We start from the raw sequence: 23,279 nt of genomic DNA on the forward strand, positions 1-23,279 counted from the left end.
TATTAATGGCGTTAGATGATGGGTTATTGATTATTTACACACTATTTTTTTGTAGAGATATCAATAATTCGTTCTTCTTTAGGCATGTTGATAGTGACTTTTTGCTTAATATATTCAATCACTGCTGTAGCCGCACTAGTATTAGGAATATCTTTAGCATTTCTACCCTGAGTGAAGGCTGTAAAACCATCTCCGCCTCTCGCTAAGAATGAATTAGCAATAATTGGATAGTAAGTATTATCTTCAACACGTTTTCCATTGATAGAAACTGAAACAACACGTTCATTTACAGGTTTAGTACTGTCATATTTCATTTCAAAACCACTAGATGCCTGCAATACACCATTAGTTAAATTTGCAGAGTGGTTCATTAAATCCCGTAAGTCTTTACCACTTAACTCCATGTAAGTTAAATCATCTGGGAATGGGAACATACTAATAATATCCCCGATCGTAATATCTCCTTTATGGATCTCGTTACGAATGCCACCACTATTAACAAAAGCAACTTGTGCTCGATTATCTGTGACTAAAAAAGCATCAGTAATTAAATTACCAATTTCAGAAGACTCACCATAAGAACGTGTTAGTTCATTCTGAGTATTGCCAATTTTTTGTTGTGCAATTTCATCTAATTTTTTAGTCCATGTTTCTATTTTTTTCTGTGTATCTGGATCAGGCTTGTGTTCATCAGCAAAGATATTAACTAACTCGCCTTTATAGTTATCAATTTTTTTAGTTTTGTCGTTTATATCTAACACCAATTTTCCAACGTTAATGCCATAAGCATCCGTAGAAACAATCAGCGTGTTGTTTACTTTAATAGGCTCTGGTGTACCCACATGGGCATGACCAGTAATTAAAATATCTAGTCCTTTTACTTGTTGTGCTAATTCAATATCTTTTTGTAGCATACGAGCGACATCAGCTGAGCCGAAACTAGATTGTCTTGCTGGAACGCCTTCATGAACGAGTAATACGGTTATATCAACTTTTCCTTTCAGTTCATTAAGATATTTATTAAGGTATTCAACTTCATCTCTTGCTTCAACACCCTCTCGTTTATCTTTATTAACCGTGTCATAGAAAGCAAACTTACCATGCAATCCAATTACACCAAATTTCACGCCTTCTTTTTCTATTATAATATACGGTTTATCCCAGACAGCTTTGCCGTTATCTTGATAGAAAACATTGCCTAAAAGTACAGGGAATGTTGCTTTTTTAAGTTGAGTCACCATGTTTTCTACACCGTGATCGAATTCATGATTACCCACAGAAGCCGCATCAAAAGACATCTCGTTCATGATATCGATGATGGCTTCACCTTGGGTTAAAGTACTTAAATAAGGTCCTGTAAAATAATCGCCAGCATCAAGAAATAAAACGCCTGGATTATTTTTTTTAGCATCTTTAACAATGGTCGCAATATTTGCAAACCCACCGACTAATCTATCTTTACTAACATAAGGTGCTTTAAAAGGAACGGCATTCGCGTGTAAATCGTTAGTATGATAAATAGTAATTTCTTGAGCGAATACGGAAGAACTTCCTAATAAAGCGCCAATTAACAGAGGTAATATAAGAACGGGCTTATTCATAATAATATCCTGTAATAATAAAAATACTGAAATAACTTGGTTGATGTTCGGTATTCAGTTAATAACACCTGACTTGTTAAAAGTATGATAATTATCACAGTGCGTTAGCATTACGTGTAGTTGAATTATGTTATTATCATTTCGTGTTGGTTTTTCGTGATAAGAGCTGATGAAAATAGTAAAAGAAATTAATGTTAATGTATGTAAAACAGAGAGTTGTGAGCATTTTTCTGAAGTTGTAGAAAATGCCTATGTGATCCCGTCTTTTAAATTAGGTTTTCCTGCCGTTTATTGTAATTGTTGTGGTGGTAGTAGTGTATTAATTAATAATGAAGATATAAAGGAATTATTAAATCCTTATATTGATTTCTTTAATTTAAATATTAATGAACTATGTCCAAATTGTGATTCATCAGAAAAAATACTTTATGGCAAAACGGGAAAAGGAACGGTACGCTATCAATGTAAACAGTGTAATACGGTTTTTTCTCTTAAAAATAATATAGATTTAAAATCTCTTAATAATAAAATAATAGAGCTTCTTATTTTACATTCGCAAACACCCACTTATATTATTAAGAATTTAAACATTACCCCTGCTCTTTTTTATAGAAAACTATCTGCTATTGAAAAGATAATAGAAATAAAAACAAGGCAATATGAAAAGTTATTAGATAAAAATAAAACTTATGATTTGCAAACAAATGTATTTACGTTGAGTTGCCGTAACAACACAAAAAAAGGCTTTTCAAATGAACTTTTTGGAATGGTAACCTGTTGTTCTAAAACAGGTTATGTTTTTATTTCGAGTGTCAATTGGAGTGAAATATTAGTGAGCTCTGATAGTCAATATCATAACAACACTAAAAAAGAGACATTAGATAATACTCAAGGTGTATTACTCGATAATATTATTATGCGATATGAGCAAATAAATAGTAGGAAAAGTTTCGGTCAAATTCAATACACAGAAAAAATTTGCTCTGAGCATATTATTGAACCTGTTGTTTTATCACATTTTCACTTTCTTAAATTAAAGTTTATTCTCCCAATAAGTATTAAACATCATTTTATTTATCATGATAGTTTTATCCGTGGTGGGTGTATGGTTGCCTATGGCAAAGAAATAAAGCAAAGAATATCTAACCTTTATTATGTGGTTTCAACGGGAACTCGCTTAACACCAGATTTTATTTATAAAGGAAGTTATACGCTGGGTTGGTGGAATAATAAATGGTATGAGTTTATATCTCAAGATAATCGAGAGTTATTCTACCTATGTAATTTGGGGTTAAATAAAACAGATGACGTTAGTTTTTATACTAAAATTTCCCCTTCTCTTGATTACAGCCATCTATTTATTCAGTCATTTAAAGATAAATTTCCTGATGTGTTTTTAAGAAAGCTATCGCCTAGTACAGTAAATATATTATTGTCTATTTATAGCTTTTATTATAATTATTGCCTTTCCAATGAGAGTAAAACACCAGCACAAAAAATAGAACTAATAAAAGAGAAGATAACGATAAAGTCACTGTTTAATTAAAATAAAAATATCTTATTAAAAGTGTTTATAAGGTATTTTTATATCAGCTAATTTATCTATTTTTGATGACTATTTTTCTTAATAGCAATGTGGCACATATAGCCATAATAAAATTGAAAATCATACTAAAACTAAATGCAATCTTATATTGCTCAATCATATTTGTTGAAAGTGTGTGACTAAGACTAAATTGTAAAATAATTGAAACACAAGTTGCTCCTATAGCTGCGCCAACTTGTTGTAATGTTGCAGTTAATCCTGAAGCGATACCAACAAATTCGGATTTAACTTTTGTTAATACTAAATTAAGCATGGGTGTCATTATCATGCCTTGTGTAAAGCCAACTAAGAATAGGAATGGGATCACAAGAGAGCTATTTTCTGGCGATATTAGATAATAAATACCTCCAATTAAAAAGAGATAGCTTAAAGCATAACAAACAGCTCCCCAATAAATAATCTGCTCACCAAACTTTCTTATCCATTTAGGTGCTAATAATGATGAAAGAACAAAACCTATACTTGATGGAACAAAAATTAATCCAGAATCGAGAACAGAACGTTTAAATCCACTTTGTAATAATATCGACATCATCATAGGGAAAGCCGATGATGTTGCATATACACAAACGACAATTCCGATCCCAATTACATAAGGGCGATTAGTAAATAAAATAAGATCAAAAAGCGGTTGTTTTCCTTGCTGTTTTAATCGATTTTCATTGTAAATAAACAGTGTTAACAATATTAGTCCGAAAAGAAAAAGTAACGTACTATGTAATTTCCACCCCCAGATAGGTAGCATTAATAAAGGAAGTAATGTGAACGTTATACTTAAAGCAGATAAAACAACACCGCCAATATCTAATCTTATATAATCTAGAGTCTCACTTTGCGTTAAATAGTGAGAAAGTGCCAATGCAATAATACCAATGATAAGATTAATTAAAAAAATAGTACGCCACTCAAGCCCAAAAAGATTTAACGATATTAAAAGCCCTCCTAATGCTTGCCCTGCTATTGCTGCTAATCCTAATGTCATTCCTAATAAACCAAATACTTTTTTAGCTTGTATATCATCAAAATTGAGGCGAATACTTGAGTAAACTTGGGGGAACAATAACGCTGCGGTTAATCCTTGCAGACAACGAGCAATAACAAGACTGACTGCATTAGGAGAAACTGCACACAATACAGATGTTAAAGTGAAACCAAACATACCAATGCGATAAAGGGTACGACGGCCGTAAATATCACCGAGTCGCCCTCCTGTAATTAATAATAAACCAAAGGCTAATTCGTATCCTACGATAATTAATGTAAGTTCTGTTAGTGTTGCATTGAGCGTTTGTTCAATATTCACGATAGCGACATTGACGACAAATAAATCAAATATTGTGACAAATCCCGCTAATAGCAGAACAAATAAGGCGATGCGTTGTTGGGTATTCATTTTTTTGTCTCAATGATTAAAGAAATGAGACTATAATGAGTTATTTATCCTGATACAATTTAACCATTTATACTATTACTAAAAGCAATAGGCTATGACTGAAAGAAAACGAACTCGTCCTGAATTAGCTGATTTTTTACGAACTAAAAGGCAAAGTATTTTACCTGAAACCGTGGGATTACCTGGTACTGGGCGTCGCCGTACACCAGGATTACGTCGTGAGGAAGTTGCAGCACTCTCTGGCGTTGGGTTAACTTGGTATACGTGGCTTGAACAAGGAAGAGATATTGGCGTATCGAGCCAATTTTTAGATAGTTTAGCCACCGCTTTACGCTTAAATAGTGCAGAAAGGCAGCACCTTTATTTGTTATCGCATATGAGAGAGCCGACAGAAACAGGAATAACAGAACATCAGGTTCCTGAAACTATTTTGCGGATTTTGGCTGACTTTCCACAAGAATATCTCTGTTATGTTTTAAATCTACATTGGGATGTATTGGCTTATAATCAAAAAGCAGATACTTATTTTCATTTTTCAGATTATAGTGCCGAAAATCGTAATTATCTTTATTTGTTGTTTATGGATCCCCGTTACAAAACGCGTATTGATGATTGGGAAAATATTGCGGAGAGATTATTGGCAAGCTTTCGTCGTGACCATGCAAGAACAAAGAATGATCCCAATATTCGTAAATTAATTGCCTCGTTAAATTGTTCATCACCTGAATTTAAGAGAATGTGGGAAAAACATGAGATATATCCCCCTTGTGATGGTGTAAGAACCTTAAACTTTGATAATAAAAAAGAGTATTATGAATACACATCATTAGCGTTTGATTTGGAAAAATATAATCGGATTTTAGTGTATATCCCTAAGAAGGCGTGATTATTCTTGATAATGAGATAAATATATTATTTCCAAAATGGAAATTAGAGATTGCTTTTTTGTCATTAGGTTTCAGTTTCTTTGACGACTAAAATGCCTCTTCATTAGAATAATTGAGGTGGCTGGATGACAAAATATATCCTTTTTAGCTTTTGTTTAGTGTTGATTTACCCTCTTGGTGTGGACTTACATTTAACGGGCTTAACGGCAATTGCAAATGATTTAAACGCATCGGAAGTGACATTACATCAAGCTTTTTCAATTTATTTAATGGGCATGGTTTCATCCATGTTAGTTGCAGGATGGTGTAGTGATAATTTAGGTCGTAAACCTGTTGTATTGCTTGGAACCGTTATTTTCTTATTGGCATCATTTGGTGCTGGAGTTTCGGTAACGGAAAATAACTTTTTGATCGCACGCTTCTTCCAAGGTATTGGCGCTGGATTTTGTTATGTTGTTACTTTTGCGATATTGCGAGATACATTAGCCGAAAAACAACGTGCTAAAGTTCTTTCTATGATAAATGGCATTACTTGTATTATTCCTGTATTAGCGCCTGTTTTAGGTTTTCTGATCTTATTAAAATTTAAATGGCCAGTCATGTTTTATGCCATGGCAATCTATGCATCATTAATCTTTATTTATTGTTTTTTTGTAATAAAAGAAACCAAACCAAAACAGTTGGCCAAAAGTAAAAATAAAACGACCACCATCACCGATGAATCTTTCTTAAATAGCTTCTTTTTAAGTCGTTTGCTTATTTCATGTTTGGGGATGAGCGTGATCCTGACTTATGTTAATATCTCTCCAATCGTGATTATGCAGCAAATGCATTACAGCACTGGGCAGTATTCAACAGCAATCACATTGCTTTCGATGGTTAGTATGGCCACTTCGTTTATGATGCCGAAAATATTAACAAAACTTCGTTATGAAACCATTTTATATACTGGTTTATCGGGTTTTTTAGGTGCGGCTATTTTTCTTTTTATCGGAAAAAACAGTGATCCTCGCTGGTTCTTTGTCTCATTTTCATTATGTGGCGCGGGGTTTGCGTTACTATTTGGTATTATAATGAGTCAAGCTCTCTCTCCATTTAGTCAGCGAGCTGGACTCGCCAGTTCGATTTTAGGGATTTCGCAATTGAGTTTTGCATCTCTCTATATCTGGACTATGGGATGGTTAGGAATATCTGCAATTAATATGCTGATTGTTATATTGTTTGCAAGTAGCTTTATTGGTTTTACCTTTTTGCATCTCTTTCGTTCTTCAGGACAACAACAAAAGGTGAATTGTGATGCATAAGCCATTACATCGAATAGATTTGAATTTATTAGTTATTTTTCAAATTCTTTTACAAGAGCGTAGTGTCACATTGACTGCAAAATGGTTGTCTGTTTCACCTTCTGCGGTGAGTAAAGCATTGGCTAAATTACGCGTTTGGTTTGATGATCCCCTTTTCGTTCGTAGCCCTCAGGGATTAATTCCGACACCTTTGACATTAAGTATTGAAGAATCTCTTTCTGATTTTATTAATATTGGTAACCATATCGCGGGCAAGCAAAATAGCGAAACGCCTAAAGGTGTTCATTTCAGTTTAATATTAGAATCTCCTTTACATCAGGTGTTACTAAATCAATTTCCTTTAGAAATATTGAATTATTATCCTCAATCAATGGTGAAAATACGAAATTGGGAATATAACTCACTCTCGAGCATTATTGACGGTGATGCTGATATTGCTTTTTTAGGTCGTGAATATTATTCGGGCTCTAAAGAAGCATTACATCTATTACCTGATGTTATCGATTGTGAAGAGCTTTTTCGTGATACACCATTAGTTTATGTGCGAAAAGATCATCCGTTATTAAAAGAGCCTTGGAATTTAGAGACATTTTTGCGCTATTCTCACATCTCAACAGAATATGATAAACGGCCTCATTGGGCATTAGATGATATTTTGGCAGAGCATGGACGTTTACGTAATATTGCCATAACTTACACGTCATTTGAGCAAACTTTATTTATGATTTCTCAACCTAATCATGAGCTTATTACTTGTTTGCCCGGATATTGTGTACATTATCTCTCTAGAGCTTTACCTAATTTAGTGACATTACCTTTACCACTGCCACACAGTGTTTCTGAACAGCTTGATATCTCATTTATTTTGCTGTGGCATAAACGCCATGCGTACAACTCTAAAATATTGTGGTTAAGAGAAACTATCAAAAATAGTGTCAATCAATTTATGCAGAAAAATGGCCATTAAAAATTTTACTGCTATTTATTTGGTTTCTTCTGTGTTTACTGAAAATTATGAGCGGGATTAAGATTATTTTTAATAAAAATTTTATCCCGTTTTTTTAATTAGATAAAGTATAGTGCTATCTAAATTTTCTCTTAATCTTTCTTAAATTTTATCTATGATAATAAGAGGTAAACTTATATTGATACTTTAATTAGTGATTAAAAAAAGAAAATATGATGGATATCAGTTTAAAACCTATCACTTTAGATAATTATGAAGAAATTAGTTTACTTGAAGTGGAAGAATATCAAGAAGACTATATTGCTTCTAATATGTGGTCTTTAGTTGAAGCAGCTTATAACGAGAACTATGTCGTCAGAGGTATTTATTTATCAGATAAACCAGTTGGTTTCTTTATGTGGGTAAAAGAAAGCCCATATAAAATTGCTATCTGGCGTTTTATGATAGACAAAGCACACCAAAATAAAGGGTTAGGTAGAGAAGCCCTACACATCGCTTTAAATGAAATTAAGCAAGATAAAACAATCAATGAAATTGAAATTTGTTATAACCCATTAAATCCAGTAGCTAAAACATTCTATAGCTCTTTCGGTTTTAAAGAGACTGGTATGGATAAAGATGGGGATGATATGTTAGCAGTAATAAAAATAACACAATGAAAAATATAAAATTGATCTCTTTAAAATAGAAAAAGGTGCAATTGCACCCCCTTCTATTTTTATCAACCTGAAATGACGTAATTATAGCCCCATAACTTGTCTATTTTTAGGATAAGAAAGCGTATAATTTAATGGTAAGGATTTTTCTTGTTTTGCCTCTAGTGTGATATTCCACTCTATTTCACCTGTATCTTTATCAAGTACGCCATCTTTATAAACGGCATCTGCTACATTGATATTGTTTTCTTGACTAAGTGGTAGCTGATCGTAAATAGTGACTTTTACAGGAGAGTTATAAGTGTTTCTTACTTTAATGGTATAACTCTCTTTTTGTTCAATCGTGGTACCAATAAAGATAGGCTCTTTTCTTATTTTCTCATTGTTAATACGGCTAATTTGAATGTTTTTGTCTATCCCCATCGGAATATTAAGTAACTCTTCAAGTTCATTTGTATTAATATAGCTATTACCCACAAAGCTATTCATATAGTAGATATTTGCACGGCCATTAAGTAAGTTTAAATTTTCCCAATCTTTAATTTCAGCTTGTAAATAAACTTCTTCTACTAATTTCGGTGTGGCTAAATAGCGATAATCAGCGGTGACTTCTTTTTGGTTAATGACCAATGTGTTAGGCTCGGTGCTATTTTTTAAGGTGTAAGGTAACGCGATAGCATGGCTTAAATTAATTCCATTATTATTCGTCGTAACATATCGAGTCACTCCTTTGTTTATTTGTTTTTCTCGAGTTAGGTCTGAAACATTTTCTTCCATAACTGCGACTGGTGCAGGCATCGCCATTCTCATACTGTCTTTTCTAAATTTTGAATTATCATTATAAAGAGATAAATACCAAGGTGATAATGTTGGTGCAGTGATATTAAGTGATGGATTAGTGGATGTTAAAACCAGTTTTACTTTATCCCAATTTAGGCCTGTATTTTGAATAACATCCGCCTTATAGGTGAGTAATATCGGCTTATCCATTCCTTGACTTCGAATATCGTAAGCAGGTGACCATCCAGCATCTGGTGTTATATAAGAAATACGCATCTTACTAGTTAGATTTTTTGACGTGCCTAAAGATAAAACAATTTGTGTTTTCTCTTCAGCAATAATTGGCATATCAATTTCTAATTGTCGGTTTAATTCTTCTAATTGTTCTGTTAATTTAGCAATTTCTTCACGCGCCATTTTTTGTTGATTTAAAATAGAAGTCATTCTTTGACTAATAAAATCAAATTTTTGTGATGATTGCTCTAATGTTTGCGTTTCACCATTACCAAAAAAGGATTGATCTTTCAGTAAAATAATTTGTTCATCACCAACGCTAATGTTGATGTTTAATACTTCAATTTGTTTATTAATCTCTTTTTGTTTATCCATTAATGTCGTAATGGTGGCTGGGTAACTAGGGGCAATAGGAATTTTTTTAACGTTAATGGTGTTAATAATCACATCTTCATTATCAATACTAATTGATAAGCTTCTAGGATCAATATTGTTTGCAACATTAGACAAAACAACGTCACTCTGCCCCGCTGGTAAGTTGAGAGTGACGTTATTTTCAAGTTCAGCACCCCGTAAAAAAATTGTTGCTTGATTGAGTTTTATATCATAATTAAGTGGTTTAGTGGGATCTACGGAATTGATTTCATTAGCAAAAGCACTAGTTGTACTAATAATAGATAATGTAATAAGCGATAACGTTAATTTATTGGGTTTAATCATCATTTTCATTCTATCCATAGTTGATGAGCAGTATTGTAAGAACCGCAAAATAGAGATGCACTGTTGCACAAGTATATTTAGATAGTATTGCATCTCTAATAAATTAGATAACAGAATAAACTTAAAGATCTAATAATGTGAGGATAAAAAACAATAGATAAAACAATATGTTATTGTTTTAAATTAAATGAATGTTTGAATGATAAGGATTATCTTAATGATGGCGAGATATTTAGCTTTTATTTGCTTTATATCGTCTTGTTTAGATAGAAATAAGATAAATATTTCAATAAAACTAAATAAAGGCAGTTTAAAAATAAACTGCCTAGGATAAAGATGTTTGTTATCAATTTTTATTTAACAACTTCACCACTATCAATAACAGTTTTGCGTACTTTATCAGAGAAATCTTGTGCCTCTTTAATAATCGCTTTCTCATCAACGGTTAATAGTTGGCGATCTTCCATTAAGATTTTGCCATCTACAATGGTATGGCGAACATTACTGCCATTTGCGCCATACACTAATGCTGCATAAGGGCTATACATAGGCACCATATTAGGTGATTTTGTATCAACAACGATAATATCAGCAAGCTTACCTGATTCTAATGAGCCCAATTTATCTTCCATATGCAAGACTTTTGCTGAACCCATAGTTGCTAGCTCTACAACGGTTAAAGGTGGCATTGCCGCGCGGTCTTTATTCTCTAATTTATGGATTTTACCCACAAGATTGAGTTCGTTCATGGTTGTTAGCGTATTACTCGACATTGGACCATCAGTCCCTAAACCGACACGGACACCCTTTTCTAGCATTGCAACGACAGGTGCTACACCTTTCGCTGATTTAGTATTCGCACTGATATTATGAGCAACACCAACATCATATTTTTTCAGTAAATCAATATCTTTTTCATCAACCATAATTGCGTGTGCTGCAATAACTTTGTTATTTAACGCCCCAATATCGGCCATATATTGAACAGGGCTTTTACCACCTGTACGTTTGGCTATTTCTTCTTGTTCACGGTCTGTTTCGGCTAAATGGATCATAACAGGAACATCAAGTTCTATTGATAATTTAGCAATTTTCTGAAGGTTTTCAGTGGTATTTGTATAAGGAGCATGTGGTGCAAATGCTGGGATAATGCGAGGGTGATCTTTATATTCTTTAATAAAATTTACCGCATATTGAATACCTTCTTCTGGTGTTTTCGCATCTGCAACAGGGAAATTAATAACAGATTCTCCTAATACCGCACGATTGCCCATTTTATCAACCGTTTTAGCAACTTCATCTTCAAAATAATACATATCAACATAAGTCGTTACTCCCCCCTTTACCATTTCGATATTGGCAAGGTTAGCGCCAACTCTGACCATTTCGCGAGAAACCATTTTGCTTTCAAGTGGGAAAATATAACGGTGAAGTCTGTCTGGGACATCATCGGCTAATGAACGAAATACCGTCATCGAACCATGTGTATGGGTATTAATTAAACCCGGCATCACAATATCACCATCAACATCTAATACTTTATTGGCTTGATATTCTTTAGAAAGCTCAGGGCCACCAACGGCAATAATTTTATTTTCTTTTACGACAACAGTACCTTGTTCAATGATTTTATTTTGCTGATCCATAGTTAGAACAGTACCATCAACAATCATCAAATCAGCCTGTTTTGCCGCGTAACTAGAAAAGGAGACTGCCATGACAGCCAAAGCAAGCATAGATTTAGAAAATGACATCATTACCTCTCGTCTTGATGGGAAAATTTTTCTAAGATTATAGATAAATTCATCAGCTTTTGATATCAACCGAAAGTGAATGAGATCACCGAATAAATAATTAATCGAAGTTATTATCGCGCTCGGTGTCTAAATTTCTTGCAGTTAGTCTTATCAATCAAGGAGTGGTTTAATGAGTAAAACGTTGCAACCTGGTGAAAATACATCACTAAGTGAAAATAAAGGACAAGTTAAAGTCTCTCATGCAGTAGGCGATAATCTTGATATTAATCTGACGGCATTTTTAGTAACAGGATCAGGAAAAGTCGTTAATGACGACGATATGGTTTTCTTTAACGCTCCTCATCATGCCTCTGGTGCGGCTTCGTTTATTTCACCGATAACTCAAGGCTCAACGGTTATTCATAGTATTGATTTTGACTTATCTCGTTTACCCGCCAATATTACCAAAATTGCCATTACCTTGACGCAAGATGGAAGTGCTGGCGGTTTTGCTGTTGTTAATCAATTAAAAGCGCAAGTATTGATAAATAATGATGTTATTGAATTAGCACCAAGCCAATTTTCGCAAGAAACGGGCATTATTGTTTTAGAGCTGTATATTCGAAATGGGCAAAATAAAGTACGTGCTGTTTGGCAAGGGTTCGCGTCTGGACTTGCTGGGCTATGCGATCTTTATGGCATTGAAGTTGAAGAGCCTGCCCCAGTTATTGTGCCTGCATCAACACCACCTGTTAATATACAAAAAAGTGTGGTGAAACTGACGAAACCAGATAGTAGCCACCGTGTTTCTTTACTAAAAGGGAGTGATGCACCTAAGCGCATTTTAGTCAGTGCAACATGGATAGATAATGGTGATGGTAAGGATAATGATGATTTAGATCTTCGTGTGGGTATTTTGCGTCCCAATGGTCAAATGTCTATAATTCAAGCGCCAGATAAAAGTGGTGCTTTTAATGCAGATCCTTTTGTTTTCCATACGGGTGATGTGGTCAGTGTTAGTCAAGATCAGCCCGGCTGTGAAACAGTTGAAATAAACCCCGCTATTTCTCAATTAATGGGCGGAAAAGTGGCGTTAGTTTGTAGTGTTTATTCTGCCATTAGTAATGGTTGTGTTTCTGTTGCATCATTAAAACCAACAATGCGTATGGAATATGGTAATCAAATCGTTGAGTGCTCTTGTGAATACAAAAAAGGCTTTTTCAATAATATGATTTACACCTATGTCATTGGTATTATTGAAATCGATCAAGACAGTATTACGTTAAAACCTTCAGGTGTGACATCAAGAGCAGGCAGTGAAGCCACTCCTTGGTTAACACGTATTGGTGATGAACTTAAATTAACGATGGATGGCCCTCATGTTTTTAAAGGAAAGAAACCAAGTATTCTAGGCAAAAAACGTTATGTTTAATTTTATTATAAAAAAGAAATAACTTAGCGTTTGTCCTAAAAAAGGAAAACGGGCAATGATTAAAATGCCCGTTTTTTATTTATTTACTTAAAGAGATGATAACCTGTGAAATTAAGCGCGTCTTTTTTGCTCTAATAGCCACTTGTCTAATTCATTAGCAAAAAGCTGGCGGTCGCGTTGGTTTAGGCTTGCTGGCCCCCCCGTTTGAATACCACTAGCTCTCATCGTATCCATAAAATCACGTATATTTAAGCGTTCACGAATAGTGGCTTCAGTATAACGTTCACCCCTAGGATTTAGAGCAACCGCCCCCTTTTCAATCACTTCAGCCGCTAATGGGATATCTGCGGTGATCACCAAGTCATCTTTATTGGTACGGCGAACAATTTCGTTATCCGCAACATCAAATCCAGCAGAAACTTGTAATGTGCGTAAAAAAGGCGATGCAGGTACGCTTAATCGTTGGTTAGCAACAAAAGTAATGATCATTTTTTCTCTGTCTGCTGCTCGATATAACACTTCTTTGATTACTTTAGGACATGCGTCAGCATCAACCCAAATAGGCATAACAACTCTCTCTTGATTATTCTGTATTAAATATTGCATGGTTAAGGAGGTTAAAATAACACAGTAATCCTAACTAAGTGATTGAAGCTTTGCTCTTGCTCGTTTTTCTGATTGCTGATTAACCCAAATACTCACTAATATCACAATCATACCGATAATTTGTAAGCTAGTTAATTGTTGTTCTAATAACGCCCAACCTAAAATAACAGCACTAAGCGGGCTTAAAAATCCTAATGATGCTACAGAGCTTGGCCCTAATAATGCCAGTCCTCTAAACCAGAAAATATAGGTTAATGCTCCACCAATTAACGTTAAATAGGCTAAGCCTAAAAGATTAATCCCCGTTAATGAAGGTAATGCAGGTTCAAATAATAACGCAAAAGGTAATAATACAGCGCCACCAGCAGTTAATTGCCACGCGGTAAACGTTAAAGGAGTAACTGGCGGTTGCCAACGACGACTTAATACAGTACCCGCTGCCATTGATAAGGCGCCACCTAATCCTGCCATTATTCCGATAGGATCAAGTGTTGCATTAGGTGTAAGTATTAATATTGCCACACCTAATATGCCACCTAATGCTGCTGAAATAGAAAGCCATGATAAAGGTGTTTGTAATAACCAACGAGACAAAAATAAGACAATTAAAGGCTGAACTGCTCCTACAGTTGCTGCAACACCACCAGGTAAACGATAAGCAGAAATAAATAATAACCACCAAAATAGTGAGAAATTTAAAATACCCAAAATGATTACGCGTAACCACCATATCCCTTGAGGCAGTTGTCTCATAATTATTAATAATAAAATACCAGCAGGTAATGCACGTAATGCAGCCAATGTCATTGGTACGTTAGCGGGCAACATTTCGGTTGTCACAATATACGTACTTCCCCAAACAATGGGAGCTGAAGCTGTTAATAAAAGCGTTGTGTATCGATTCATAAAGTGACTCAATTTATTTGTCATTGTGATTTATCTTGAGGTCAAGATAAATTGATAATACCTTGACGTCAAGATAAATAATTGACATGATAAATGCATGGACAGAATAGATAGAATTACCGAACAATGGCAACGTGAACGACCTGATCTTGATATTAGCCCAATGGGGTTAATTGGCCGGTTGGGTAATATCACTTTGCATCTTTCCCGCGAAATGGAGAAAGTTTTTTCCCAATTTGGCTTGAATACATCAAGTTTTGATGTGCTTGCCACATTACGACGAGCAGGAAATCCTTATACTCTTTCTCCTGGTGAAATGTTATCAACATTGATGGTTACATCGGGCACAATGACAAACCGTATTGATCAATTAGAAAAAGCAGGCTGGGTTATTCGTAAAGTTAATCCGGAAGATGGTCGTAGCTTTTTAGTTTCTTTAACACCACAAGGTTTGGAATTAATCAATCAAGTTATTGAAGCTCATGTTAATAATCAAAAACGTTTGGTAGCGGGTTTATCACAACAAGAACAGCAAGCATTAAATGCATTACTAAAAGTTTTTCTTAATTCCCTAGAATAATATTTTTCCCCCTATTCTATTTTCTGCAAGATATTTAATAATAAAGGTAAGTACAGAAACCGAGTGTTCTTACTTACCTTCTTTTCTTTGTTTGCTTAAAAACCCTTCTTTTTATGCCGTTTTTGTTTATTTAGGCACCTAATGTGCATGAAGTCACATTTTTACTTTGATTTAAATCAAAGATGTATTCTATTTACTATTTTTAGGTTGCTGAATACCAAAAGTTAAATTATAAAGCGAATGATAATCATTATTGATCTCATTAGGATCTGTAACTATGTGCATTCAATTTAAATCTTGCTTCGTCTTATCTGCTCTAACTCTCTCACTTTCTCAATACGCCATTGCTGAAACGGCGTCACCTAAAGAAGAAACGCTAGTTGTTACTACAACACGTAGTGCTTCCTCTTTATGGAATAGCCCTGCGACCATTCAAGTCATTGATAAAGAGTCATTAAGTCAATCAACAGCTTCTTCTATTGCGGATCAATTGCGTGATATTCCTGGTGTTGAAGTGACTGATAATAGCCTCGCGGGCCGTAAACAAATTCGTATTCGTGGCGAATCTTCATCACGTGTACTTTTATTGGTTGATGGGCAAGAAGTCACCTATCAACGAGGTGGTCAAAACTTTGGTGCGGGTATTTTAATTGATGAATCTGCCCTAGAGCGTATTGAGGTGGTTAAAGGTCCCTATTCTGTACTTTATGGTTCACAAGCTATTGGCGGTGTGGTGAATTTAATCACCCAAAAAGGTGGCGATAAGCCCTTTGGTGGCAATGTTAAAGTTGTTTATGACTCAGCAACGATGGGATGGCGTGAGTCTGCGTTAATTTCAGGCACAATAGGTGATTTTGAATACCGTTTTAATGGGAGTTATGCCGATCATGGTGATCGCGATACGCCAGATGGTCGCTTAACTAATACGCATTTTAGAAATAATGGTCAAGGGGCATGGTTAGGCTATAAAGTTGATAAACATAAATTTGGGCTTTCACTTGATCGCTATGATTTATCTACGCAATCTTATTATGCTGATGAAGGCAAATATCAAGAATTTAGCGTTAAAGTACCTAAGCTTGAGCGTGAAAAAATCGGCTTATTTTATGATTATGATATTGATGCTGATTATTTTAAGAAACTTCATATAGATGCTTATACACAGCGAATTGAGCGAAAATTTGAGAACCGCGTTGGTGTCGTTACGCCAACAGGTAGCCCAATGATTGGTAATTTAACTGTTAAAAACCGAACACAGTCGGAGGATACACAGAATACTTATGGAATGACTATGCAGGCAAACTTTACGTTACCTGCAAATAATGAACTCATTTTAGGCGCACAATATCAACAAGATAAAGTAAAACAAACCTCTGCTGGCCAAACATCTTCAAATAGTACAACGGGTTTCCCACCTGCCGTAAACTATGAAAAACAATCTCTGTTACATAATCGCAGTCAGCAAACTAATGCATCTGTTTTTGCCCAAAATGATTGGAAAATAACAGAAGATTGGTCATGGACTGTGGGTGCTAGGCAGTATTGGTTAAAATCAGAATTACAAGATGGTGATGAGACTGTTAACCATAATAAAACAGGCACAAGCTATAAGACATTATCCTCTACCTCTGTGAGAGATAACGCTTTTATTATTTCATCCAATCTGCGTTATTCCGGATTTAAAGATACTGAATTGCGCCTTGCATTTGCACAAGGTTATGTGTTCCCTACGTTAGTTCAGCAATTTATGAATACAACGGCGGGCGGTGCGGTGACTTATGGCAATCGTGATCTTGAGGCTGAACATTCTAATAACGTGGAATTTGGTGCGCGTTATAAAGGGAATAATTGGTATGTTGATAGCGCCATTTATTATTCTGAAGCAAAAGATTACATCACCTCAGTCGCTTGTGCTGGAGAACGTATTTGTGAAGGAAATAGCAAAACAGGCCGAGCAGATTACTTCTATTATGACAATATCGATCGCGCGAAAACTTATGGTATGGAGGTAATGGCCCAATACCAAGGCTGGTCAATTACACCTTATGTTTCTGCCAATGTGATGCGTCGTCAATTTATTAGCCCAACCCTAAAAACATGGGATACAGGGGAACCTACAGTCACTACACGTATTGGTGCTAAACATCTATTATTACTCAATAATATGAATCTAATGTCAGATTTATATTTAAGATCTGCAACGCAAGCTAAAGATTATAGCAATCCAGAAAATAAACAGCATTACGCTGGCTGGACAACGGTTAATCTTTCACTTAGTAGTGAGTTTGGTCATAACGATCAATATCGTATTAACTTTGATTTAAATAATATTTTAAATAAACGTTATCAAACGGCTCATGAATCTATTCCTGCTGCGGGTATTAATGCGGCAGTTGGCCTGACATGGGCGTTTTAACAATGAAAAAAATATTAATTACTCTCAGTTTATTATTGTTACCTTTTAGCTTAACGGCAAAAGAGAATATAAAAAATGACCGTTGGGTCATTGCGGGTGGTTCTATTGTGGAATTAGTTTATGCCATGGATGCTGGCAATAAGGTTGTTGGTGTTGATGAAACTACCTCTTACCCAGAACAAACTCAGGCATTACCCCATATAGGGTATTGGAAACAATTAAGTGTTGAAGGCATTTTGTCTTTGCGTCCTTCTACTTTTGTAACGTGGGATGATGCTGAGCCGAAAATGGCCTTACGTCAGCTTGCACAGCATAACGTTAAGGTGATTTCTTTACCAAGAACGCCAGCAACCTTTGAGTTAATGCTTCAAAACATCCGCACGTTAGCCGTTTCACTGGATAAGCAGGCACAAGGCGATGCATTAATTGATTCATTACAATCCCGCTTAGACACTATTAAAGCCAAAAACAATCAAATTAAACAGAAAGTAAAAGTGATGTTCTTTCTTTCACCGGGAGGTGGAATTCCTCAAGTTGCAGGGAAAACCAGTGTCGCAGATGCGATCCTTCAATTAGCAGGCGGTGAGAATATCGCAACACACGAGAATTATCGTATCTATAGCGCAGAGGCCATTATTGCCGCTGATCCAGAGTTAATTGTTATTACAACACAAAGCCAGAAAAACCAAACAGGTACAATAAGAGCGTCTGAAGGATTAGCTTCTGTGCCCGGTGTGTCAATGACTCAAGCATGGAAAAATCAACGCATTATCGAAATTGATCAATCCCTTATTTTAGGAATGGGGCCTCGTATTGTGGATGCCGTAGAATTATTGCATCAACAATTTTACCCCGCTGATCTAGTAAACGGTAATAAGGTCGAATAATAAGTAGGAATGATTTAATAATGAAAGAGTCAGTCGCAACACATATTATGCCCCCTTCTACTGAAATTGATCTCACTGCTCATTTCGCTTTAGAAGGTGATAGCCCTTTTCGAGATAGACATGCCACCATGCCATGGCGAGGTTCTTTACCTATTGCGAAAGAAGAACAGCAATCCACATGGCAAGCCTTATTAGAAAGTAAAACACCAGCCTGCAAACGTTTGTTGTATATTCATATTCCTTTTTGTGCGACTCATTGTACGTTTTGTGGATTTTATCAAAATAACTATCACGAAGAAGCCTGTGCACGCTATACCGATGCATTACTGCGTGAGATATCGGCTGAGTCAGATAGTTTACTTTATCAATCAGCACCAATCCATGCGGTTTATTTTGGTGGTGGAACCCCTTCTGCGTTATCAGCTAAAGATCTTTATCGTGTGATCACGCATTTGCGCCAATCCCTCCCTTTAGCGCCAGATTGTGAAATCACCATTGAAGGTCGCGTTTTAAATTTTGATGATAATCGTATTGATGCTTGTTTAGATGCAGGCGCAAACCGTTTTTCTATTGGTATTCAAACCTTTAACAGTAAAATTCGTAAACGAATGGCAAGAACCTCAACGGGTGAAGAAGCAGCCAAATTTATGAAAGGGCTTTGTTTGCGCGATCGTGCTGCCGTGGTGTGTGATTTGTTATTTGGATTACCTGGGCAAGATGCGACGAACTGGCAAGAAGATCTCACTATTGCTCATGATATTGGTTTAGATGGTGTCGATCTCTATGCATTGAATTTATTGCCTAATACACCATTAGGTAAAGCGGTTGAAAATCAACGAATTACTGTGCCTTCACCAATACAAAGACGCGATCTTTATCTTCAAGGTTGTGACTTTATGGAAAATGTGGGCTGGCGTCAGATCAGTAATAGCCATTGGGCAAGAACAACCCGTGAGCGCAATCTTTACAACCTATTAATCAAGCAAGGGGCAGATTGCCTAGCTTTTGGTTCTGGTGCTGGTGGCTCAGTGAATGGTTATTCATGGATGATTGAACGTTCACTTGATAATTATTATCAAAAAATCACAGATAACCAAAAGCCCTTAATGATGATGAGTCGTACAACCGATAGTGGTTTTCGTTGGCGTCATGAGTTACAAGCTGGCATTGAGTGCGGACGTGTTGACTTAGCCAAGTTAAGCCCACAAGCGACTTTACTCTCCCCTTTATTAAATCAATGGTATCAAGCGGGTCTTGTTGAAGACGATTTTCTTTGTATGAAATTGACCAATGAAGGTCGATTTTGGGCAAGTAACTTACTGACATCCTTACAGCAATTAATTTTGCAATTAAATACACCTCGTTAATTTTATTACCCTGAATATTAATTAGAAGATGGAAACAACATCATGAATACTGAATTACAACAATTTTTAATGACTGAGCCTGATGGAACATTGGAAACTATTGCTACACAATTTAATACCACATTGTTGGAGGTTGTGAGACATTTACCATCACGCTCATTAATGAGTGGCGAACAATTCGATACTGTATGGGATAGTGTGATGAAATGGGGTAATGTCACCACGCTTGTGCATACTCAAGATGTTATCTTAGAGTTTAGTGGTGAGTTGCCAAGTGGTTTCCATCGTCATGGCTATTTTAACTTACGAGGTAAAAAAGGAATGACTGGCCATATTAAAGCCGAAAATTGCCAATCCATCGCAATGATCGAACGTAAGTTTATGGGTATGGATACCGCCTCTATTTTATTTTTCAATCAACAAGGCGTTGCTATGTTTAAAATTTTCCTTGGACGAGATGAACATCGTCAATTATTGCCAGAGCAACTATCAGCCTTCCGTCAATTAGCACAACAATTAAATAAGGAATAATTGCACGTGAAAACTTGGGTTATTTTTGGTGCTGGCGGTAAAGGGATTGGCGCACATATTGCAGATATTGGCGTTACACAACAACGCCCTATTGTGGCTTTAGTTCGTTCCGAAGATGCGGCCAATCGTTTAGAAGAAAAAGGGATCAAAACAGTTATTGGTGATGCGATTGATGCTAAAGCGGTTGAAGCTGTTTTAACACTAGCAGGAAAAGAAGCAGACATTATCTCCACAATGGGCGGAGAAAATGATTATCTTGCGCATAGAACCGTGATTGATACTGCGGAAAAAATGGGGTTTCAACGGATGCTCATGGTTTCTTCTTTAGGCTGTGGCGATAGTTGGGTTGCTTTATCTGACAGAGCAAAAGCCGCTTTTGGGCAAGCCGTTAGAGAAAAATCATTAGCTGAAGTATGGCTGCAAACTAGCCGTTTTGATTATGCGATAGTAAGACCTGGCGGATTACTGAATGGTGAAGAAACGGGTAAAGCTCAGCTTTATCAATATGAAGAGACTCACGGCTTAGTTAATCGTCGTGATGTCGCGCGTTTGGTGACTCAACTTCTTGAAGCCGATCTTCTAGATGATCAAGTTTATGCAGTGGTTGAACCGGGTTTGGTGCCAACTAAATCATAGATATTAATATCAACACAATTAGCTTAAGAGATAACCTATGTGTTATCTCTTTTTTCTTGCTTTTATTGTGGTCAATAACTCACATTATGATGAGTTTTCTGCTCACAATGAAATTTCCTCAATAGACATTTGTCACTTTACTGTCTTAATGGGGGTAACTTGTGGCATAATGCGGCCCCATTACCTTTTGTCATTCACTAATAATGAGTATTCGTCTTGTTAATCAGCAATAATATCACTATGCAGTTTGGCTCGAAGCCACTGTTTGAAAACATTTCTGTCAAATTCGGTGGCGGAAATCGCTATGGTTTAATCGGTGCTAACGGTAGCGGTAAATCAACCTTTATGAAAATTTTAGGTGGCGATTTAGTGCCAAGTAGCGGTAACGTATTTCTTGATCCTAATGAGCGCCTTGGTAAATTAAAACAAGACCAATTTGCTTATGAAGAATATACAGTGCTTGATACTGTGATTATGGGGCACACTGAACTTTGGGAAGTTAAACAAGAGCGCGAACGCATCTATAACTTACCAGAAATGAGTGAAGAAGATGGCTTACGAGTTGCCGATCTGGAAGTAAAATTCGGTGAAATGGACGGTTATACCGTTGAATCTCGTGCTGGCGAATTGTTATTAAATGTAGGCATTCCATTAGAACAACATAATGGCCCTATGAGTGAAGTCGCACCAGGTTGGAAATTACGTGTGTTATTAGCGCAAGCCCTATTCGCTGATCCGGATATTTTGTTACTGGATGAACCGACGAATAACTTGGATATTGATACTATTCGTTGGCTTGAACAAACGCTAAATGAACGTAACAGTACCATGATCATTATTTCCCATGACCGTCACTTCTTAAATATGGTCTGTACGCACATGGCTGACCTTGACTACGGTGCATTAGCCGTTCATCCAGGTAACTATGATGAATATATGTTTGCTGCAACCCAAGCGCGTGAACGTTTATTAGCGGATAATGCGAAGAAAAAAGCACAGATTAATGAATTACAATCTTTTGTAAGTCGTTTCAGTGCTAATGCATCTAAATCACGCCAAGCAACCTCTCGTGCTAAGCAAATTGAAAAAATTCAATTAGCTGAAGTTAAAGCATCAAGTCGCCAAAACCCATTCATCCGCTTTGAACAAGAGAAAAAATTATTCCGTAATGCGCTTGAAGTGGAAAATATCTCTAAAGGCTATGATGATAATGCCCCACTGTTTAAAGACGTCAATATGATGCTTGAAGTGGGCGAAAAAGTTGCCATTCTAGGTAATAACGGTGTGGGTAAATCGACGATGATTAAAACATTAGTCGGTGAATTAACACCAGATACAGGCCGTTTAAAATGGTCTGAAAACTCAAATATCGGTTATTATGCACAAGATCATGCAACTGATTTTGAAGTAGATATGACCGTATTTGATTGGATGAGCTTATGGATGAAACCAGAAGACGACGAACAATCTGTACGTAGCGTATTAGGTCGTTTACTGTTCTCTCAAGATGACTTGAAAAAATCAGTTCAAGTTTTATCTGGTGGTGAAAAAGGCAGAATGTTATTTGGTAAGCTGATGATGCAAAAACCAAACATTCTGATTATGGATGAGCCAACCAACCACTTGGATATGGAATCTATTGAATCACTGAATATGGCATTAGAACTTTATCAAGGTACTCTGATTTTTGTTTCTCATGACCGTGAATTCGTAAGTTCATTAGCAAATCGTATTATTGAAATTACACCTGAAAAAGTGACTAATTTCCAAGGTACTTATGATGAGTTCCTTGCCAAAAAAGGTGTTACACTTTAATTTCACAGCAGAATTAAAGTAATAAACAAACAAAGGCTTGATAACTATTTATCAGGCCTTTTTTATTGTAATCAAAAGATCCCGATAATTTCGCCCTCCTATTTTTATTTCATTTATGACTCATTCTATTTTTACGGCAATACAAATATAAATGATTATCATTTATATTGACTGACAGTCAGTCGTTAGTGTATGTTACCGACCACGAGTCAATCATGG

19 protein-coding genes are annotated in these 23,279 nt (G+C 35.9%); 13 read left to right on the top strand and 6 right to left on the bottom strand.

Features of this window, described 5'->3' with window-relative positions; all coding sequences use genetic code 11:
* Nucleotides 1–41: 41 nt before the first annotated feature.
* Entirely contained in the window at nt 42–1,601 is a 1,560-nt protein-coding gene (locus tag LW139_RS10415) for a bifunctional metallophosphatase/5'-nucleotidase (RefSeq protein ID WP_166541231.1), read from the bottom strand.
* A gap of 169 nt (nt 1,602–1,770) precedes the next feature.
* On the opposite strand from LW139_RS10415, the gene LW139_RS10420 reads away from it, so the two are divergent.
* Nucleotides 1,771–3,147, top strand: a complete 1,377-nt coding sequence (locus LW139_RS10420; protein WP_247851175.1) for an IS1/IS1595 family N-terminal zinc-binding domain-containing protein — start codon at nt 1,771–1,773, stop codon at nt 3,145–3,147.
* Nucleotides 3,148–3,199: 52 nt separating this feature from the next.
* Here the strand turns inward: LW139_RS10420 and LW139_RS10425 are convergent, their stop codons facing one another.
* Nucleotides 3,200–4,600 (bottom strand): MFS transporter, encoded by a 1,401-nt coding sequence (locus LW139_RS10425; RefSeq protein WP_247851176.1) that lies wholly within the window; start codon nt 4,598–4,600, stop codon nt 3,200–3,202.
* A 94-nt stretch (nt 4,601–4,694) separates the two neighbouring features.
* On the opposite strand from LW139_RS10425, the gene LW139_RS10430 reads away from it, so the two are divergent.
* From LW139_RS10430 to LW139_RS10445, 4 genes are all read left to right on the top strand, one after another.
* Nucleotides 4,695–5,486: a helix-turn-helix transcriptional regulator gene (locus LW139_RS10430; RefSeq protein ID WP_166541229.1), complete on the top strand. Its 792-nt coding sequence runs from the start codon at nt 4,695–4,697 to the stop codon at nt 5,484–5,486.
* Nucleotides 5,487–5,612: 126 nt separating this feature from the next.
* Entirely contained in the window at nt 5,613–6,791 is a 1,179-nt protein-coding gene (locus LW139_RS10435) for an MFS transporter (RefSeq protein ID WP_166541228.1), read from the top strand.
* The gene (gene yidZ / locus LW139_RS10440) at nt 6,784–7,758 is read left to right on the top strand and encodes an HTH-type transcriptional regulator YidZ (RefSeq protein WP_166541227.1); all 975 of its coding nucleotides are present in this window, start codon (nt 6,784–6,786) and stop codon (nt 7,756–7,758) included. Before LW139_RS10435 ends, yidZ begins: the two co-directional genes overlap by 8 nt.
* A 215-nt stretch (nt 7,759–7,973) precedes the next feature.
* Nucleotides 7,974–8,417 carry a GNAT family N-acetyltransferase gene (locus LW139_RS10445; RefSeq protein ID WP_166541226.1) on the top strand — a complete coding sequence of 148 codons (444 nt, stop codon included), beginning with the start codon at nt 7,974–7,976 and terminating at the stop codon, nt 8,415–8,417.
* Between the two features lie 81 nt (nt 8,418–8,498).
* Here the strand turns inward: LW139_RS10445 and LW139_RS10450 are convergent, their stop codons facing one another.
* Nucleotides 8,499–10,151 (bottom strand): DUF4139 domain-containing protein, encoded by a 1,653-nt coding sequence (locus tag LW139_RS10450; RefSeq protein WP_162556983.1) that lies wholly within the window; start codon nt 10,149–10,151, stop codon nt 8,499–8,501.
* A gap of 350 nt (nt 10,152–10,501) precedes the next feature.
* Complete coding sequence (locus LW139_RS10455; protein WP_166541225.1) at nt 10,502–11,902, bottom strand: amidohydrolase; 1,401 nt, start codon at nt 11,900–11,902, stop codon at nt 10,502–10,504.
* A 172-nt stretch (nt 11,903–12,074) separates the two neighbouring features.
* Between LW139_RS10455 and LW139_RS10460 the strand changes: the two genes are divergently transcribed.
* Nucleotides 12,075–13,316 carry a TerD family protein gene (locus tag LW139_RS10460; protein ID WP_166541224.1) on the top strand — a complete coding sequence of 414 codons (1,242 nt, stop codon included), beginning with the start codon at nt 12,075–12,077 and terminating at the stop codon, nt 13,314–13,316.
* A gap of 111 nt (nt 13,317–13,427) precedes the next feature.
* On the opposite strand, the gene LW139_RS10465 is transcribed toward LW139_RS10460, so the two are convergent.
* Both LW139_RS10465 and LW139_RS10470 read right to left on the bottom strand, forming a co-directional pair.
* Nucleotides 13,428–13,883: a YaiI/YqxD family protein gene (locus LW139_RS10465; RefSeq protein WP_109408232.1), complete on the bottom strand. Its 456-nt coding sequence runs from the start codon at nt 13,881–13,883 to the stop codon at nt 13,428–13,430.
* 69 nt (nt 13,884–13,952) lie between these two features.
* Entirely contained in the window at nt 13,953–14,828 is an 876-nt protein-coding gene (locus LW139_RS10470) for an EamA family transporter (protein WP_247851177.1), read from the bottom strand.
* A 97-nt stretch (nt 14,829–14,925) separates the two neighbouring features.
* On the opposite strand from LW139_RS10470, the gene LW139_RS10475 reads away from it, so the two are divergent.
* From LW139_RS10475 to LW139_RS10505, 7 genes are all read left to right on the top strand, one after another.
* On the top strand, nt 14,926–15,408 hold the full coding sequence (locus tag LW139_RS10475) for a MarR family winged helix-turn-helix transcriptional regulator (RefSeq protein ID WP_227336879.1): 483 nt from the start codon (nt 14,926–14,928) through the stop codon (nt 15,406–15,408).
* A 277-nt stretch (nt 15,409–15,685) separates the two neighbouring features.
* Nucleotides 15,686–17,824, top strand: a complete 2,139-nt coding sequence (locus tag LW139_RS10480) for a TonB-dependent receptor plug domain-containing protein (protein WP_247851178.1) — start codon at nt 15,686–15,688, stop codon at nt 17,822–17,824.
* A gap of 2 nt (nt 17,825–17,826) precedes the next feature.
* A complete protein-coding gene (locus LW139_RS10485; protein ID WP_166541221.1) occupies nt 17,827–18,711 on the top strand; it encodes a heme/hemin ABC transporter substrate-binding protein in 885 nt (294 codons plus the stop codon).
* A gap of 20 nt (nt 18,712–18,731) precedes the next feature.
* The gene (hutW, locus tag LW139_RS10490) at nt 18,732–20,078 is read left to right on the top strand and encodes a heme anaerobic degradation radical SAM methyltransferase ChuW/HutW (protein ID WP_432652208.1); all 1,347 of its coding nucleotides are present in this window, start codon (nt 18,732–18,734) and stop codon (nt 20,076–20,078) included.
* Between the two features lie 42 nt (nt 20,079–20,120).
* Complete coding sequence (gene hutX, locus LW139_RS10495) at nt 20,121–20,609, top strand: heme utilization cystosolic carrier protein HutX (protein WP_208105246.1); 489 nt, start codon at nt 20,121–20,123, stop codon at nt 20,607–20,609.
* Between the two features lie 6 nt (nt 20,610–20,615).
* Entirely contained in the window at nt 20,616–21,245 is a 630-nt protein-coding gene (locus LW139_RS10500) for an NAD(P)H-binding protein (protein ID WP_166541220.1), read from the top strand.
* Between the two features lie 216 nt (nt 21,246–21,461).
* Nucleotides 21,462–23,060, top strand: coding sequence for an ABC-F family ATPase (locus LW139_RS10505; protein ID WP_166541219.1), 1,599 nt, complete (start codon nt 21,462–21,464; stop codon nt 23,058–23,060).
* Nucleotides 23,061–23,279 lie beyond the last annotated feature (219 nt).

This window comes from Proteus vulgaris (assembly GCF_023100685.1).
Classification (GTDB): Bacteria; Pseudomonadota; Gammaproteobacteria; order Enterobacterales; family Enterobacteriaceae; genus Proteus.